Consider the following 15,490-nt stretch of genomic DNA (forward strand, 5'->3'; position numbering starts at 1 on the left):
GCTTCGATCATGGCGCCCGCCGCTGCCGGAAGCCGGCGACAGGGGCGAGAGGAAGCGAGCGGGACAACACCGGTAAGGGAGCGCGGCGCAGCCATGCAATCGGTCACGCGGCAGATCATCGCTGGTGTGCTCACCATCATCCCGCTCGGCGTCACCGCGTGGATCCTGTGGTTCGCGGTCGACATGCTGATCTGGATCGGCCGGCCGGCGACATTCGCGCTGTCCGGAGCGTTGCGCCCGACCTCGCCCGATCTCGCCGACCTCATCCTCGAAGGCTGGTTCCAGTCGGCGGTGGCGCTGGTCCTCGCGCTGCTGTTCCTCTACCTCATCGGCCGCACCGCCAACGCGGTGCTGGGGCGGCGTCTCCTCCATGCCTTCGACCGGCTGGTCGAGGCCGTGCCGTTCGCCCGCACCGTCTACGGCGCGACGCAGACGCTGATCCGCTCGCTCGGCGGCGACGGCACGCCGACCGGCCAGCGCGTGGTGCTGATCGAGTTCCCGTCCGAGCACATGCGCGCCGTCGGCATCGTCACGCGCGTCTTCCCGGCGAGGGGGAGCAATCCCGAGCTCGCCGCCGTCTACGTGCCGACGACGCCCAACCCGACATCCGGCTTCGTCGAGATCGTGCCGACCTCGCGGCTGGTCTGGCTCGACTGGACCAAGAACGACGCCATGGCCTTCATCGTCTCCGGCGGCGCGATGGCGCCCGAGAACGCGCCGATCGAGTGGCCCGATATGCCCCCGGCCGGGCCGTCTATTCTTCCTGCCGGGAAAACTGCCAGCGCTCGAAGCCGAGCACCACGAAAAGCGCCATGATGAACGGCACGATCAGGTAGAGCAGGCGGAACACCAGAAGCGCCGCCAGCACGTCCACCGGGTCCATTTCCGACAGGCCGGTGATGAAGACCAGCTCCAGCACGCCGAGGCCGCCCGGCGCATGCGACAGCAGCGCGGCCGAGAACGAGATCAGGAAGATGCCGAGCACTATCATGAAGCCGGGATTCCCGGCCTCGGGGAGGGCGAAATAGATGATGCCCGCCGCGCCGATCAGCTCGATGGGGGCGATGAAGAGCTGGCGCAGGACGATGGGAAGCCGCGGATAGGTCATCTCGACCCGCCCGAGCTTCAGCGGGCGCAGCCTCAGCGCGCTGCCGCCGACATAGAGCGCGACCAGCGCCAGCAGGAACAGGCCCGTCGCGGCGGAGGCGGCGACCGGCAGGACGTCGACGAAGCGCTCGGTCAGCCCCGGCTCGAGGACGAGCACGAGGCCGGTCAGCATGACCGTGCCGAGCGCGAAGGTGAACGAGCAGAAGGCGACGAGGACGCCGACTTCCGCCCCCGAAAGCCCCTTCGCCGTATAGGCGCGATAGCGCACGACCGAGCCGGAGAACACCGACGCGCCGATATTGTGCGACAGCGCATAGGTCGTGAACGAGGCGATGGTGATGTAGAGCCAGCCGACGCGCTTGCCGAGGTGGAGAAGCGCAAGGTGATCGTAGGCCGCGAGCGCGCCGTAGGCGACCAGCGTCGCCGCGATCGCCAGCAGCCAGTCGCGGCCGGAGATGGCGGCGAGGCTGTCCCACAGCTCGTCGAGCGAAAGCCCGCGCAATTCGTGGTAGAGCAGCCAGACCGAGAAGGCGACGGCCGCGATGCCGACGACAGGCCAGATATATTTCTTCACCTTCACCGGTGAACTCCCTTATTGGGCATGCCCGGAAGCCGGCACGCCATGCGTCCCCCACAAGGCCGATGGCCCTCGGCCGTTTCCGACAATTCGCCCGCCACCTCTCCTTGGCCGGCGATGCCGGAGCATCAGTGCATCTAGGCAGGCGCATGACGGCAAAAATGGCCGCCCGTTGCAGGCAACCGTCCCCCGGCCGTTCCGCGCCCTTCAAACCACCCGACTCCGCCACTCGACCCCGACTGTGCGGCGGAAATGGTAACCGAAGATAAAATGCGACGGATTCCTGCTTAAAACGTGACGCCGCGCATGACCAGTACCCCGTCGGTCACGTTTTTCCGGCTCTCATGGCCTGGCCGCGCCGAAGCGCGGGTGCCTGAGGCCAGATCGGGGAATCCGATTTCCGATTCAACCCGATGATTGGCAATCCGTTCCTTTGAATGGCCGGGTTTTTCCGCCAAATCGGAACCAATTTCGATGGTGCTCCGGTTTGCGCGACGGAACGCGGCCGGCGCGCGTCGCGCGGAACGGACCGGATCCCCCATGAGCCAGACCCTCAACGAGACCCTGAGCGAGAATCTCACGCCCGCGAGCGACTTTTCCCGTCTGGGACGGCCGCACGCTTCCGTGCTCGAGCTGATCGGCCAGACGCCGATGGTCGAGCTTTCGCGCTTCGACACCGGCCCGTGCCGGCTGTTCGTCAAGCTCGAGAGCCAGAATCCCGGCGGCTCGATCAAGGACCGCATCGCGCTGTCGATGATTGCCGACGCCGAGGCGCGCGGCGTGCTCGCGCCCGGCGGCACGATCATCGAGGCGACCGCCGGCAACACCGGCCTCGGGCTGGCGCAGGTCGGCATCCCCAAGGGCTATCGCATCGTGCTGGTCGTGCCCGACAAGATGTCGCGCGAGAAGGTGCAGCACCTGCGGGCGCTGGGCGCGGATGTGCGGCTGACGCGCTCCGACGTCGGCAAGGGCCATCCCGAATATTATCAGGACATGGCCGAGCGGATCGCCGCCGAGACGCCCGGCTCGTTCTACGTCAATCAGTTCGCCAACCCCGCGAACCCGCTGGCGCACGAGACGACGACCGGCCCGGAGATATTCCGGCAGCTCGACGGCGACGTCGACGCCGTGGTCGTCGGTGTCGGCTCGGGCGGAACGCTGACCGGGCTCGGGCGCTTCTTCGCCGCCGCCTCGCCGAAGACGGAGATGATCCTCGCCGACCCGGCCGGCTCGGTGCTCGCCGCCTATATCAAGACCGGCGAGCTGACCGAGGCGGGAAGCTGGACCGTCGAGGGCATCGGCGAGGATTTCATTCCGCCGAACGCCGACCTCTCGCTTGTGAGGAAGGCTTATACGGTGCCGGACCGGCAGAGCATGGCCGCCGCGCGCGAGCTTTTGTCGAAGGAAGGCATCCTCGCCGGCTCGTCCTCGGGCACGCTGCTCGCCGCCGCGCTGCGCTACTGCCGCGAGCAGAGGACGCCGAAGCGGGTGGTGACGCTCGTCTGCGATTCCGGCAACAAGTACCTGTCGAAGGTGTTCGACGATTTCTGGCTGGCCGAGCAGGGGCTGGCCGCGCGCGAGCAGCACGGCGACCTGCGCGACCTCGTCGCCCGCGCGCACCGCGAGGGCGGCACGGTCTGGGTCGGGCCGGAAGACAGCCTGCTCAACGCCTATGGCCGCATGCGCCGGGCCGACGTGTCGCAGCTTCCGGTTCTAGAGGACGGCAGGCTGGTCGGCATCATCGACGAGAGCGACATCCTCGCCCGGGTCGACGGCCCCTATGACGGGCGCTGGGACCGCTTCAACGCGCCGGTGCGCGCGGCGATGGCCTCGGACCTCCACACGCTGCAGGCGAGCCAGACACTCGACGCGCTCCTGCCCGTCTTCGACCGCAACGAGGTCGCCATCGTCTTCGACGGCGACGAATTCATCGGGCTCATCACCCGCATCGACCTGATCAACCATCTGAGGCGTTCGAGCAAATGACCACGAGCGGCAGCAACCGTCTGGCCTTCTCCACCCGCACCGTCCATGGCGGCCAGAGCCATGACCCCACGACCGGCGCGGTGATGGTGCCGATCTACGCCACCTCGACCTTCGCCCAGCAGAGCCCCGGCGTGCACAAGGGCTTCGAATATGCCCGCAGCCAGAACCCGACGCGCTTCGCCTTCGAGCGCGCGGTGGCGGACCTGGAAAGCGGCGCAGGCGCCTTCGCCTTCGCCTCGGGCCTGGCGGCCATCGCCACCATCCTCGACCTGTTCGACGCCGGCACCCATGTCGTCGCCTCCGACGACATCTATGGCGGCACGTTCCGGCTGATCGACAAGGTGCGCAGCCGCTCGGCCGGCCTTTCCGCGAGCTTCGTCGACTTCACCGACCTCGCCGCCGTCGAGGCGGCGATCCGGCCGCAGACGGAGCTCCTGTGGATCGAGACGCCGACCAACCCGCTGCTGAAGGTCGTCGATCTCGATGCCATCGCCGCGCTGGCGCGGCGCAAGGGCCTTGTCACCGTCGCCGACAACACCTTCTCCAGCCCCTATATCCAGCGGCCGCTGGAGCTGGGCATCGACGTCGTCGTCCATTCGACCACCAAATATCTCAACGGCCATTCCGACATGATCGGCGGCGTCGCCGTGGTGCGCGAGGAGGGCGCGCTGCTCGACCGGCTGAAGTTCCTGCAGAACGCGGTCGGCGCCATCTCCGGGCCGTTCGACAGCTTCCTCGCGCTGCGCGGGCTGAAGACGCTGGCGCTCAGGATGGAGCGCCACTCGCAGAACGGGCTGAAGATCGCCCGCTGGCTCGAAACCCGCCCGGACGTGCGCCGCGTCCTTTATCCGGGGCTGGAGAGCCACCCGCAGTACGCGATCGCGAAGCGGCAGATGCATGCCTTCGGCGGCATGCTGTCGGTCGAACTCGACCGCGACCTTGCCGGCACGAAGCGCTTCCTCGAACGCACGCGGCTGTTCACGCTGGCCGAAAGCCTCGGCGGTGTCGAGAGCCTGATCGAGCATCCGGCGCTGATGACGCACGGCTCCATCCCGCCCGAGCAGCGCGCGGCCATCGGCATCTCCGACTCGTTGGTGCGGCTTTCGGCCGGCATCGAGGACGGCGACGACCTGATCGCCGATCTCGCGCAGGCGCTGGGCGGGTAAATTAGCCGATGACGGCGGCGACGATGCTGTCCTGCACCTGCGAGGCGAGGTAGGGGTGCATCGGCAGGCTGATGACGCGGCCGGCAAGGTCCTCCGTCACCGGCAGGCCGGCCGGGTCGCGCGGGAAATCCGCATAGGCGCCCTGGACATGCAGCGGGATCGGATAATAGATCGCCGTCGGCACGCCGGCGGCGCGGCAGCGCGCCTGCAGCGCCTCGCGCTCGGCCGGCGACTTCACCTTGATCGTGTACTGCGCCCAGATGCTCTTCAGCCCCTCGGGGATGAACGGCGTCTCGTAATGGCCTGAAAGCGCTTGCGAATACCGCTTCGCCACGTCCTGTCGCGCTTCGATCTCGTCGGCGTAGATCGAGAGCTTCTCGATCAGGATCGCCGCCTGGATGGTGTCCATGCGGCTGTTGATGCCGATCCGGGCGTAGGAGTAGCGGTCCTCGCCCATGCCGTGCAGGCGCAGCGAATTGATCAGCGCGGCAAGCGCGTCGTCGTCGGTGAACACCGCCCCGCCGTCGCCGTAGCAGCCGAGCGGCTTGGCCGGGAAGAACGAGGTCGTCGAGATGTCGCACAGCGAGCCGGCGACGCGGCCGTGATAGACGCCGCCCCAGCCTTGCGCGCTGTCGCCGATCACCTTCATGCCGTTCTCGCGGGCGATGGCGATGAGCGCGTCGTAGTCGGCCGGCAGGCCGAACAGGTCGACCGGGATGACGCAGGCGGGCTTGAGGCCGATCTCGCGCGCGTGGGCGATGGCCCGCTTCAGGCTCTCGGCGTCCATGTTGAACGTGTCGGGCAGGACGTCGACGAACACCGGCGTCGCGCCGGTGAGCGGCACCACCTCGGCCGTGGCGGCGAAGGTGAAGGAGGGGACGAACACCGCGTCGCCCGCCTTGATGCCGAGCGCCATCAGCGCGAGCTGGATCGCGTCGGTGCCGTTGGCGCAGGAAAGGCAGTGCCTGGCGCCGCAGAATGCGGCAAGCTTGCGCTCCAGCTCCCTGACCTCTTCGCCCATGACGTACTGGCCGTGGTCGAGCACGCGCGCATAGGCGGCTTCGAGCGCGGGGCGCAGACGCGCCTGCTGGGCGGCGAGATCGATGAAGGGGAGGCTCATGCGCGGATCTCCAGTGGTTGACGGGGCGCGGCTGGGCAGGCTTTGCTGTCGCGGTCGTTCCCGACAGCCTTGCTGTCGTGGTCGTTCCCGCCGTCAGTATGGCAAGACGGGGTGGGAGGCAACTGCGGCGCGCCCGCGCGGTGCCGCGCCCCGGATCGCCTCGGTTCGTTCCGCGGGCAGTTTGATTCATGGCAAGGATCGCCGCCGCGGCACCGGATAGGCTGGCAAAATCGGCGATTTGCGGCGCAAGGAGAAGGCTTTCATGACTTTCAGGACCATTCTCACCGTGGCCGGGCTCGAGCGGGGAGATCACGATATCGATCTTGCTGCTTCACTTTGTGAAGAAGCCTCGGCGCATCTGTCCGTCTTCGTCGTTGCCTTCGCGGCCCCGCCGCCGGTCGGCACCTATGCGGCGATGATCTCCGACGCCTGGGTCCAGGAGCGGCAGGCCGATGCCGAGCGGCTGGAGGAGCGCCTCGCCGCGATCACCGCCCGCCTTTCCGGGCGCGAGGTCTCCGCCGACATTTCCGGCGTCTATCCCGAGACCGCGTGGGCCGACGACGTCATCGGCCGGCGCGGGCGCTATTGCGACCTGACGCTGCTCGGCCCGGAGCTGCTCTCGGGCGGCATGCTGAAGGACAAGATCGTCGAGGGCGCGCTTTTCTGGTCCGGCAAGCCGGTGCTGCTGGTTCCCGAAGGCGCGAGCGCGACCCTCCAGCCGAAGCGGGTGATGGTGGCATGGGATTCGCGCATCGAGGCTTCGCGCGCCGTGCGCGAATCGCTGGGCATCCTCAAGACGGCCGAGGAGGTGCGCCTCGTCCTCGTCGATCCGGAGGAAGGCGAGGACGCCCATGGCGACGAGCCGGGGGCGGACGCCGCCGTCTATCTGGTGCGCCATGGCGTGCGCGTCGGCGTCGACCGGCTGCCGAGCGCGGGCCGCCCGGTCGTCGAGGTGCTGCGCCGCCATGCGCTCGACATTGGCGCGGACATGATCGTCATGGGCGCCTACGGCCATTCGCGGCTGCGCCAGCGCATCCTCGGCGGCGTCACCCGCTCGATGATCGAGGAGCCGCCGCTGCCGGTGCTGATGGCCCGCTGAGGCTGCCGCCTAACGCTGGTGGACGTAGGTTCCCGGCGCATCCTCCAGTGGCGGCAGGCCCTTGTCGGGCGCGCCCATCGCGGGCGGCGCGACGCGCTGCGGGGAGGAGCGTCCGGCAAGCCATTCCTGCCAGGCCGGCCACCACGAGCCCTCGCGCGCCGGCGTCCGCTCGGCCCAGGCGTCGTCGCTGACGCACGGCTCTGCGTCGGTCTTGCCGGCGATGCGGAAATGCCGGTTCGCGCGGCCCGGCTCGCTGACGATGCCGGCATTGTGGCCGCCGCTCGTCAGGACGAAGGTGACGTCGGTGTCGCTCAAATAATGGATCTTGTAGACCGAGCGCCACGGCGCGACATGGTCGCGCTCGGTGCCGACGGCGAAGATCGGCGCGCGGATGTTCTGGATGGCGATCGGGAAGCCCTCGACCATGTAGCGGCCGGCGGCGAGGTCGTTGTCGAGGAACAGCTTGCGCAGATACTCCGAATGCATCCTGTAGGGCATGCGGGTGGCGTCTGCGTTCCACGCCATCAGGTCGTTCATCGAGGGCGGCTCGCCCATCAGGTAATGGCGCAGCATCCGCGACCAGATCAGGTCCTGCGAGCGCAGGAGCTGGAACGCGCCGGCCATCTGGTGGCTGTCGAGGTAGCCGTGCTGCCACATCGCGTCTTCGAGGTAGTCGACCTGGCTGTGATCGATGAACAGGCCCAGCTCGCCCGGCTCGGTGAAGTCGGTCTGGGCGGCGAGCAGCGTCATCGAAGCCAGCCTGTCGTCGCCCGAATGGGCCATCGCCGCGGCGGCGATCGCGAGCAGCGTCCCGCCAAGGCAATAGCCGGCCGCATGCACCTTCGCCTCGGGCACGATCCGGCCGATGGCGTCGAGCGCGGCCATGACGCCTCGCCTGCGGTAGTCGTCGAGCGAAAGATCGCGGTCGGCGGCGGTGACGTTGCGCCACGAGATGCAGAACACCGTATGGCCCGCGCCGACCAGATGGCGGATCAGCGAATTTTCCGGCGACAGATCGAGGATGTAATATTTCATGATCCAGGCCGGCACGATCAGCACCGGCTCGGCATGCACGGTCTCCGTCGCCGGGGCGTACTGGATCAGCTCGATCAGGTGGTTGCGGTAGACGACCTTGCCCGGCGTCACCGCAACCTCGTGGCCGGGGCGGAAATTCTCCGCGCCCTTCGGCGGCTCGCCGGAGAGCTGGCGCGAGACGTCGTCGACGAACTGCCTGTACCCCTCGACGAAATTGGCGCCGTTGGTCGTGGCCGCGCGCGCGATCACCTCCGGGTTGGTGAAGGGCGAGTTCGACGGCGAGAGCATGTCGAGCAGCTGCTTGGCGGCGAAGGACACGACCGCCTCATGATGCGGCGAGACGCCCGGAACCTCACGCGTGGCGTTGTGCCACCATTGCTGGGTGAGCAGGAACGACTGGTACATCAGCGAGAAGGGCTGCTTCCTCCACGCCTCATCGGCGAAGCGCCGGTCGCCGGGCAGCGGCTCGATGCAGCAGTCGGTGCCGTCCTCCTGCGCGCAATGCAGGGCATGAAGCCCGAGGCGCGAGGCCTTGCGCCAGCCCTTGGCGGCGAGCTCGGCGCGCTTGCCGGGAGCCTGCGCCAGATGAAGCGCCCAGTCCGCCCAGGCCATCCACAGCGCGGCCGGCGAAAGCCCGGCCGTCATCTGCGCCGACAGCGCGCCGGCGCTGCGGTCGATGGCGCGGAACAGCTCCTCGCCCAGCGGTTCCGGCTTCTCGGGAAGCGGGGCCTTGAACGATTTGCCGCTGTCAACTGTGCGTGTGGTGCTTGACGTGCGGGTTTCGCGCGGGTTTTTGCGGGAGGCGGTGGTCATGCGAGGCTCCGGGCGGCGCTGATCGTCAAGATATAGGCGCGAGGGGGCGCAGGCTCAACGCCGCTGCGTCAAGCGGGCGCAGGCCAATCTTTCATCGCCGGATGAACGGGGCGCGACAATCGGGCAAGAATTGCCCCGACAGGAAGAGGGAACGGAACTGCATGGGGAAAGCTGACAGCGCCGCCGGAGACACGACGCAGGATGCGGGACAAGCCTGGCACGCCCTCGGCGCGCAGGCGGCGCTCGACGCGTTCGAAAGTGGCAATGACGGCCTTTCCGCCGACGAGGCGGCGCGACGGCTCGCGCGCCACGGCGCCAACGCCCTGCCGCCGCCGCCGCGCCGGCACCCCGCGCTGCGCTTCCTGTCGCAGTTCAACAACACGCTGATCTACTTCCTGCTCGCCGCCTCCGTCGCCGCGTGGGCGCTCAGCCATGTCGTCGACGCCGGCGTCATCGTCGCCGTGGTGCTCGTCAACGCCATCGTCGGCTTCATCCAGGAGGGCAAGGCCGAGCAGGCGCTCGACGCGATCCGCGACATGATCGCTCCGAAGGCCTCGGTAATGCGCGATGGCAAGCGTATTTCCGTGCCCGCCGCCGCGCTGGTGCCGGGCGACATGGTGCTGCTGGAAGCCGGCGACCAGGTGCCGGCCGATCTCAGGCTCACGCGCACGCGCGCGCTGCTGATCGACGAGGCGATCCTGACCGGCGAATCCGTCGCCGCGCACAAGAGCGAGGAGCCGGTGGCCGACGACGCGCCGCTCGGCGACCGCTTCTCGATGGCCTATTCGGGCACGCTGGTCGCGGCCGGGCAGGGCGCGGGCGTCGTCGTCGCAACCGGCATGGGAACCGAGATCGGCCATATCAGCCGGCTGATCGGCCAGGTCGAGACGCTGACGACGCCGCTGCTGCGCCAGATCAACGATTTCGGCCGCCGCTTCACCGGCATCGCCATCGCCATTGCCGCGCTGCTCTTCGCCTTCGCCATCCTCGTGCGCGCCTACGCCTGGGACGACGCGCTGCTCGTCGTCGTCGCGCTCGCCGTCGGCGTGGTGCCGGAAGGGCTGCCGGCCGTCATTACCATCACGCTCGCCATCGGCGTGCGCCGCATGGCCGCGCGCCACGCCATCATCCGCCGCCTGCCGGCGGTCGAGACGCTCGGCTCCACCTCCGTCATCTGCTCGGACAAGACCGGCACGCTGACGCGCAACGAGATGACCGTGCGCCGCATCGTCACCGCCGAGGGCGAGGTCACGCTCGACGGCGTCGGCTACGAGCCGGCAGGCGCGCTGGTGAAGGACGGCGAGCCATGCGCCGCGCCGCCGCACGTCACGGTCAGCCTCGCGCGCTGCGGCTTGCTTTGCAACGACGCCGTGCTGGTGCGCGGGCCCGGCGGCCTGTGGCGCAGCGAGGGCGACCCGATGGAGGGCGCGCTGGTCGCCGCCGCGATGAAGGCCGGGCTTTCGCCGGAGAACGAGCGCGCCGGCCAGCGGCGGATCGACGAGATCCCCTTCGACGCCCGGCATCGCTTCATGGCCTCGCTCCACGCGGGGGCGGATGGCGCGGCGGTCTGGCTCAAGGGCGCGCCCGAGCAGGTCATGGCCATGTGTCGCGAGGAGACGACGGAGGACGGCACCCGGCCGCTCGACGAGGCCGGCTGGGCCGGGCGCATCGCCGCCGCCGCGTCCGAGGGCGAACGCGTTCTCGGCTTCGCCTGGCGGCCGGCGCCCGGCGAGAAGCGACTGTCCATGGAAGGCGTCGGTGAGGGGCTGGTCTTCCTCGGCATCGCCGGCTTCATCGACCCGCCGCGCGAGGAGGCGCTCGCCGCCGTCGCCGAGTGCCGCTCGGCCGGCATCGCGGTCAAGATGATCACCGGCGACCATGGCGCGACGGCCGCCGCCATCGCCCGCCAGCTCGGCCTCGCCGACGATCCGATCGTCGTCACCGGCGCGGAGCTGGAAGCCGTGTCCGATGCCGACCTGCCGGCGCTGGCGCGCGAGACCTCGGTCTTCGCCCGCACCAACCCCGAGCACAAGCTGCGCATCGTGCGCGCGCTGCAAAGCGAGGGCGCGATCGTCGCCATGACCGGCGACGGCGTCAACGACGCGCCGGCGCTCAAGCAGGCCGATGTCGGCATCGCCATGGGCCGCAAGGGCACGGAAGCGGCCAAGCAGGCGTCGGAAATGGTGCTGGTCGACGACAATTTCGCCACCATCGTCGCCGCCGTCCATGAAGGGCGCACGGTGTTCGACAACATCCGCAAGGTCATCGCCTGGACCGTGCCGACCAATGGCGGCGAGGCCATCGCAATCATCGTCGCCCTCGTCGCCGGCCTGACCCTGCCGATGACGCCGGCACAGATCCTGTGGATCAACATGGTGCTGACGGTGACGCTCGGGCTCGTCCTCGCCTTCGAGCCGGCCGAGCCGGACGTGATGCAGCGGCCGCCGCGCCGGCTGGGCGCGCCGCTGCTCTCGGCCTTCCTCGTCTGGCGGATCGCGCTCGTCTCGCTGCTGTTCGTCGCCGGCACCTTCGGCATCTTCGGCTGGGCGCTGTGGCGCGGCTTCGACGTCGACACCGCCCGCACCATGGTCGTCAACACCATGGTGGTGATGGAGATCTTCTACCTGTTCAACGTGCGCTACATGCACACCGTCTCGATAAGCTGGCGCGGCATCATGGGAACGCCCATCGTGCTGGCGGCGCTCGGCGCGGTCACGGTGGCCCAGCTCGCCTTCACCTACGCGCCGTTCATGAACGCGCTGTTCTCCTCGCGCCCGGTGCCGCTGCTCGACGGCCTGCTCATCGTCGCCGTCGGCGTCGTGCTGCTGCTGATCCTCGAGGCGGAAAAGACGTTCATGCGCCGCACCGGGCTGATGGACCGGCTGGGGGATTGAAGCCGGTCAGTATCCCAGCCCCGTCACGGCGAGAACCACCGCCGCGAGTACGAGGATGAAGACGATGCCGACGATCCTGAAACTGCGGGTGTCGGTGTAGGAGGCCGCCTTGTCGTAAGCCTCGTCGCCCATGTCCTCACGGGCAAGACGCTCTTGCAGCTTGTGCGCCGCGTCGCTCCGGTGCTGTATCTGCTTGTAATAGCGGGACATGATCGCTCCCGTTCCGTTCTTCCGCTTCGGGCGCCGTCTGCCGCGGCCTATTCGCCCTTGTCCAGTTCACCGCGCCCCTTGGCCGCCGCGATCTGGCGCAGGGCGTCGGCGAGGGTCTCGGTCTCCTGCGCGCCCATGACGGCGTATTTGCCTTCGAGGAGGAAACAGGGAACGCCGCGGATGCCCATGCGCGCGGCCGTGCCGATCTCCTCCTGCACGGCCTCGATGTCGGCGTTGGAGGCGAGCAGGGCCTCGATGAGGCCGGCGTCCATCCCGGCTTCCCCGGCCAGCTCCGCCAGCACGGCGCGGTCGCCGATGTCGCCGCCTTCCTCGAAATTGACCTCGAACAGGCGCTGGACGACCTGCCCCTGCGCGCCCTCGGGTGCCTTTTCCGACGCCGCCCAGCGGATCAGCCGGTGCGCGTCGAGCGTGTTGGCCGAGACGGTCATGCCGTCGAAATTGAAGCGGATGCCCTCGACCGCGCCGAGCGGCACGATCCGGTCGTGGATCTCGCGCAGGCGCTCCTCGGAGCCGAACTTCTGCAGCATGTAGGCCTTGCGCGGCAGGCCGCCGGGCGGGATCGACGGGTCGAGCTGGTAGGGCCGCCAGCGCACGGCGACCTCGATCTCCGGCGTTTCCACGACCGCGCGCTGCAGCCGCTTCATGCCGATGAAGCACCACGGGCAGGCGACGTCGGAAACGACGTCCACCGTAATCTTCGTCCTGTCTTCCATCGGTGCGGGTCCTTCAGCTTGCCGAGCGCCACCATGTCTGGAACTGCGGCCCGTAGAGCGGCGTCGCCTCGGGCCGCTCGATCTGCCTCCAGCGGGCTATCCAGCGGTTGATCTGCGGGTTGTAGAGCGGCACGACATAGGCGCCGGACAGCAGCACGCGGTCGTAGGCGCGCACCGCGGCGATGAAATCCTCGCGCGAGCGGGCGGCCAGCAGTTCCTCGATCAGCGCGTCGAGCGCTGGCTCTGCGACGCCGGCGAAATTGTAGGTGCCGTCGAGGTCGCGGCTCTTCGAGCCCCACCGGGCGAGCTGCTCCGCGCCCGGCGACAGCGACGAGGTGAAGTTCTGCAGGATCACGTCGTAGTCGTAGGTGCGCTGGCGCTGGAGATATTGCGCCGAGTCGACGACGCGGATCGTCGCCTCGATGCCCAGCCGCTCCAGCGTGCGCGTCCACGAGGTGGCGAGCGGCACGCCGGAATTGCCGTTCAGCATGATCTCGAAGGTCAGCGGCCTGCCGTCCGGGCCGACCATGCGCCGGCCATCGAGCCGATAGCCGGCCGCCTTCAGCGCCTCCATGCCGGCGCGCAGGAACTCGCGGTCGCGCCCCGAGCCGTCTGAGACGGGCGGCGCCCATGTCCCTTCCATGATCTCGGGCAGCACCGCGTCCGGGAACGGCGCGAGCAGCGCCTGCTCGGCCTCGCTCGCCGGGATGCCGTGCGAGGACAGCTCCGAGCCGTCATAGTAGCTTTTCGTGCGGCTGTATGCGCTGTTGAACAGGTTCCGGTTGGCCCATTCGAAATCGAACAGCGAGACGAGCGCGTGACGCACGGCGCGATCGGAAAAGACCGGCCGGCGCGTGTTCAGGACGAAGCCGTACATGCCGGAGGGCAGGCCGAACTCGAAATTGTCCTTGATGACGCGTCCGTCCTGCACGGCGGGAAAATCGTAGCCTGTGGCCCAGCGGCCGGTGTCGGTCTCGATATGGATCGAGGCCATGCCCTTCTTGAACGCCTCGAACAGCGTGTTGTCGTCGCGGATATAGGTGATGCGGATTTCGTCGAAATTGTCGAAGCCGCGCTTGGAGGGGATGTCGGCGGCCCAGTAGTCGGGATTGCGCTTCAGCACCAGCAACTCGCCGGGGCTGACCCGCTCCACCGTGTAGGGGCCGGAGCCGACCGGCGGCTTCAGCGAGGTGCGGTCGAAACTCTCGGCGTCGGTGGCGTGCCGGGGCAGGATGGGAAGCTGGGCGAGGAGAAGCGGGGCCTCGCGCCCGGCATCCTCGCGCAGCGTGAAGCGGACACCGCGTTCCCCGACCTTCTCGATCCGCTCGGCCGCCCTGATCCAGTTCTGGTAGTTGGGGCGGCCCTTCTCGGCCAGCAGCTCCATCGAGAAGATCACGTCCTCGACGGTGATCGGCACGCCGTCGGAGAAGCGCGCCCGGGCATTGAGCGTGAACTCGACGAAGGAGCGTTCCTCGTCGGTCTCGATCGACTCGGCGATCAGCGGGTAGAGCGTGAACGCCTCGTCGCGCGAGCGCAGCATCAGGCTCTCTAAGACGTTCATGCCGAAATACTGGTCAAACAGGCCGCGCGCGCCGTCGCCGAGCACGATGAACGGATTGAGGCTGTCGAAGGAGCCCTGCACGGCATAGTCGATGCGGCCGCCCTTCGGCGCGTCGGGGTCGGCGTAGGGGAAATGGGTGAAATCGGCCGGCAGCGCCGGCTCGCCATGCATGGCGATGGCATGGACGGGACCGTCCCCGGCCGAGGCCGGTAGCGGGGAAACCGCGACGACGAACAAAGCGAGTGCGGCGGCGATGCAAAGGCGCATGTCGATTCTCTTGGGTCTTATCCGTTCTGTGCCCGGATGCAGCCGGTTTCATGGCGGCGATTCGCCACAACCTAGCATGGGATGCGATTCCTCAGGGTCAAACTTCACGCTAGGTCTGGATTCGCGGGCGAGGGCGGTGTAACAGGCGGCCGAGAGTCATGCTGTCGCCGTAATTGGCCGACAACTAGCATGCTTGTGCCGACCCCGGCCGCGAACGCTCGACGTCTGAGAGGATAACGACCCCATGAACAGCCGGAAGACCGACGTGTCCCGACTTTCCATTCTTGCCGCCGCGGCCTTCGGCCTCGTCGCCGGCGCTTCCGTCCCGGCTTCCGCCCAGCAACAGCAGCAGCAGCTGCCGCAGGGCTGGTTCAAGGCCTGTTCCAAGCAGGAAGACGTCGACATCTGCAACGTGCAGAACATCATGGTCGCCGATACGGGCCAGCTCCTGACCGCGGTCAGCATGATCGAGGTCAAGGGCAAGGTGAACCGCAAGATCTTCCAGGTCACGGTTCCGTCCGGCCGCATGGTGCCGCCCGGCATCGGCATGCAGATCGACGGCGGCCAGACGCAGAAGGTCGACTACATGATCTGCCTGCCCGACCGCTGCATCGCCGAGGTGGCGCTGTCCGACCAGCTCGTCGCCGCCTTCAAGCGCGGCCAGCAGGTGACGCTGACCTCCGTCAACTTCCAGAACCAGCCGAACCCGATCCAGGTGTCGCTTTCCGGCTTCACCGGCGCCTTCGACGGCGCGCCGCTCCAGCAGTCCGACATCGAGGACCGCCAGCGCAAGATCCAGGAATTCGTCTCGAAGAACACCGACGATTTCGCCAAGAAGCTCAAGGAAGAGCAGGAGCGCGCCAAGCAGGGCGAGTGACCGGGCCGCATCACGGCGCAGAAACGATAAAGGCGGGTCTTGGG

At 68.4% G+C, this 15,490-nt stretch carries 13 protein-coding genes; 6 read left to right on the forward strand and 7 right to left on the reverse strand.

Features of this window, described 5'->3' with window-relative positions; all coding sequences use genetic code 11:
- Window positions 1-93 precede the first annotated feature (93 nt).
- A complete protein-coding gene (locus M9945_RS12085; RefSeq protein WP_367929784.1) occupies window positions 94-816 on the forward strand; it encodes a DUF502 domain-containing protein in 723 nt (240 codons plus the stop codon).
- Here the strand turns inward: M9945_RS12085 and M9945_RS12090 are convergent.
- Together M9945_RS12090 and M9945_RS12095 are read right to left on the reverse strand one after the other, a co-directional pair.
- Window positions 755-1,687 (reverse strand): YbhN family protein, encoded by a 933-nt coding sequence (locus tag M9945_RS12090; RefSeq protein WP_367929783.1) that lies wholly within the window; start codon window positions 1,685-1,687, stop codon window positions 755-757. The two genes, M9945_RS12085 and M9945_RS12090, sit on opposite strands and share 62 nt — an antisense overlap.
- 284 nt (window positions 1,688-1,971) lie before the next feature.
- Complete coding sequence (locus M9945_RS12095; RefSeq protein WP_367944683.1) at window positions 1,972-2,226, reverse strand: hypothetical protein; 255 nt, start codon at window positions 2,224-2,226, stop codon at window positions 1,972-1,974.
- Here M9945_RS12095 and M9945_RS12100 point away from each other — a divergent pair.
- Window positions 2,225-3,670: a pyridoxal-phosphate dependent enzyme gene (locus M9945_RS12100; RefSeq protein WP_367944684.1), complete on the forward strand. Its 1,446-nt coding sequence runs from the start codon at window positions 2,225-2,227 to the stop codon at window positions 3,668-3,670. The genes M9945_RS12095 and M9945_RS12100 overlap by 2 nt on opposite strands.
- Window positions 3,667-4,836, forward strand: a complete 1,170-nt coding sequence (locus tag M9945_RS12105) for a PLP-dependent aspartate aminotransferase family protein (RefSeq protein ID WP_367944685.1) — start codon at window positions 3,667-3,669, stop codon at window positions 4,834-4,836. The genes M9945_RS12100 and M9945_RS12105 overlap by 4 nt, the downstream gene beginning before the upstream one ends.
- Before the next feature lies 1 nt (window position 4,837).
- On the opposite strand, the gene M9945_RS12110 is transcribed toward M9945_RS12105, so the two are convergent.
- Window positions 4,838-5,956: a DegT/DnrJ/EryC1/StrS family aminotransferase gene (locus M9945_RS12110; RefSeq protein WP_367944686.1), complete on the reverse strand. Its 1,119-nt coding sequence runs from the start codon at window positions 5,954-5,956 to the stop codon at window positions 4,838-4,840.
- 262 nt (window positions 5,957-6,218) lie between these two features.
- Here M9945_RS12110 and M9945_RS12115 point away from each other — a divergent pair, with 262 nt between their 5' ends.
- A complete protein-coding gene (locus M9945_RS12115; protein WP_367944687.1) occupies window positions 6,219-7,055 on the forward strand; it encodes a universal stress protein in 837 nt (278 codons plus the stop codon).
- 9 nt (window positions 7,056-7,064) lie between these two features.
- Here M9945_RS12115 and M9945_RS12120 read toward each other — a convergent pair whose 3' ends face one another.
- The gene (locus M9945_RS12120) at window positions 7,065-8,903 is read right to left on the reverse strand and encodes a PHA/PHB synthase family protein (protein ID WP_367944688.1); all 1,839 of its coding nucleotides are present in this window, start codon (window positions 8,901-8,903) and stop codon (window positions 7,065-7,067) included.
- Between the two features lie 161 nt (window positions 8,904-9,064).
- On the opposite strand from M9945_RS12120, the gene M9945_RS12125 reads away from it, so the two are divergent.
- Window positions 9,065-11,797 (forward strand): cation-transporting P-type ATPase, encoded by a 2,733-nt coding sequence (locus M9945_RS12125; RefSeq protein WP_367944689.1) that lies wholly within the window; start codon window positions 9,065-9,067, stop codon window positions 11,795-11,797.
- A gap of 6 nt (window positions 11,798-11,803) precedes the next feature.
- Here M9945_RS12125 and M9945_RS12130 read toward each other — a convergent pair whose 3' ends face one another.
- The 3 genes from M9945_RS12130 to M9945_RS12140 are packed head-to-tail and all read right to left on the reverse strand — an operon-like array spanning window position 11,804 to window position 14,569.
- Window positions 11,804-12,007: a hypothetical protein gene (locus tag M9945_RS12130; RefSeq protein ID WP_367944690.1), complete on the reverse strand. Its 204-nt coding sequence runs from the start codon at window positions 12,005-12,007 to the stop codon at window positions 11,804-11,806.
- Window positions 12,008-12,054: 47 nt separating this feature from the next.
- A complete protein-coding gene (locus M9945_RS12135) occupies window positions 12,055-12,741 on the reverse strand; it encodes a DsbA family oxidoreductase (protein ID WP_367944691.1) in 687 nt (228 codons plus the stop codon).
- Between the two features lie 13 nt (window positions 12,742-12,754).
- Complete coding sequence (locus tag M9945_RS12140; protein WP_367944692.1) at window positions 12,755-14,569, reverse strand: extracellular solute-binding protein; 1,815 nt, start codon at window positions 14,567-14,569, stop codon at window positions 12,755-12,757.
- A 244-nt stretch (window positions 14,570-14,813) separates the two neighbouring features.
- Between M9945_RS12140 and M9945_RS12145 the strand changes: the two genes are divergently transcribed.
- Entirely contained in the window at window positions 14,814-15,446 is a 633-nt protein-coding gene (locus tag M9945_RS12145; protein WP_367929772.1) for an invasion associated locus B family protein, read from the forward strand.
- Window positions 15,447-15,490: the final 44 nt, after the last annotated feature.

The sequence above is a fragment of the Aquamicrobium sp. genome (assembly GCF_023954335.1).
GTDB lineage: Bacteria > Pseudomonadota > Alphaproteobacteria > Rhizobiales > Rhizobiaceae > Aerobium.

Excerpts from the sequence above, each read along its gene's own strand:
- M9945_RS12125 (WP_367944689.1), top strand. The coding sequence starts at position 9,065 with ATGGGGAAAGCTGACAGCGCCGCCGGAGACACGACGCAGGATGCGGGA.
- M9945_RS12135 (WP_367944691.1), bottom strand. The coding sequence starts at position 12,741 with ATGGAAGACAGGACGAAGATTACGGTGGACGTCGTTTCCGACGTCGCC.
- M9945_RS12085 (WP_367929784.1), top strand. The coding sequence starts at position 94 with ATGCAATCGGTCACGCGGCAGATCATCGCTGGTGTGCTCACCATCATC.
- M9945_RS12095 (WP_367944683.1), bottom strand. The coding sequence starts at position 2,226 with ATGGGGGATCCGGTCCGTTCCGCGCGACGCGCGCCGGCCGCGTTCCGT.
- M9945_RS12130 (WP_367944690.1), bottom strand. The coding sequence starts at position 12,007 with ATGTCCCGCTATTACAAGCAGATACAGCACCGGAGCGACGCGGCGCAC.
- M9945_RS12145 (WP_367929772.1), top strand. The coding sequence starts at position 14,814 with ATGAACAGCCGGAAGACCGACGTGTCCCGACTTTCCATTCTTGCCGCC.
- M9945_RS12120 (WP_367944688.1), bottom strand. The coding sequence starts at position 8,903 with ATGACCACCGCCTCCCGCAAAAACCCGCGCGAAACCCGCACGTCAAGC.
- M9945_RS12105 (WP_367944685.1), top strand. The coding sequence starts at position 3,667 with ATGACCACGAGCGGCAGCAACCGTCTGGCCTTCTCCACCCGCACCGTC.
- M9945_RS12140 (WP_367944692.1), bottom strand. The coding sequence starts at position 14,569 with ATGCGCCTTTGCATCGCCGCCGCACTCGCTTTGTTCGTCGTCGCGGTT.
- M9945_RS12115 (WP_367944687.1), top strand. The coding sequence starts at position 6,219 with ATGACTTTCAGGACCATTCTCACCGTGGCCGGGCTCGAGCGGGGAGAT.
- M9945_RS12100 (WP_367944684.1), top strand. The coding sequence starts at position 2,225 with ATGAGCCAGACCCTCAACGAGACCCTGAGCGAGAATCTCACGCCCGCG.
- M9945_RS12110 (WP_367944686.1), bottom strand. The coding sequence starts at position 5,956 with ATGAGCCTCCCCTTCATCGATCTCGCCGCCCAGCAGGCGCGTCTGCGC.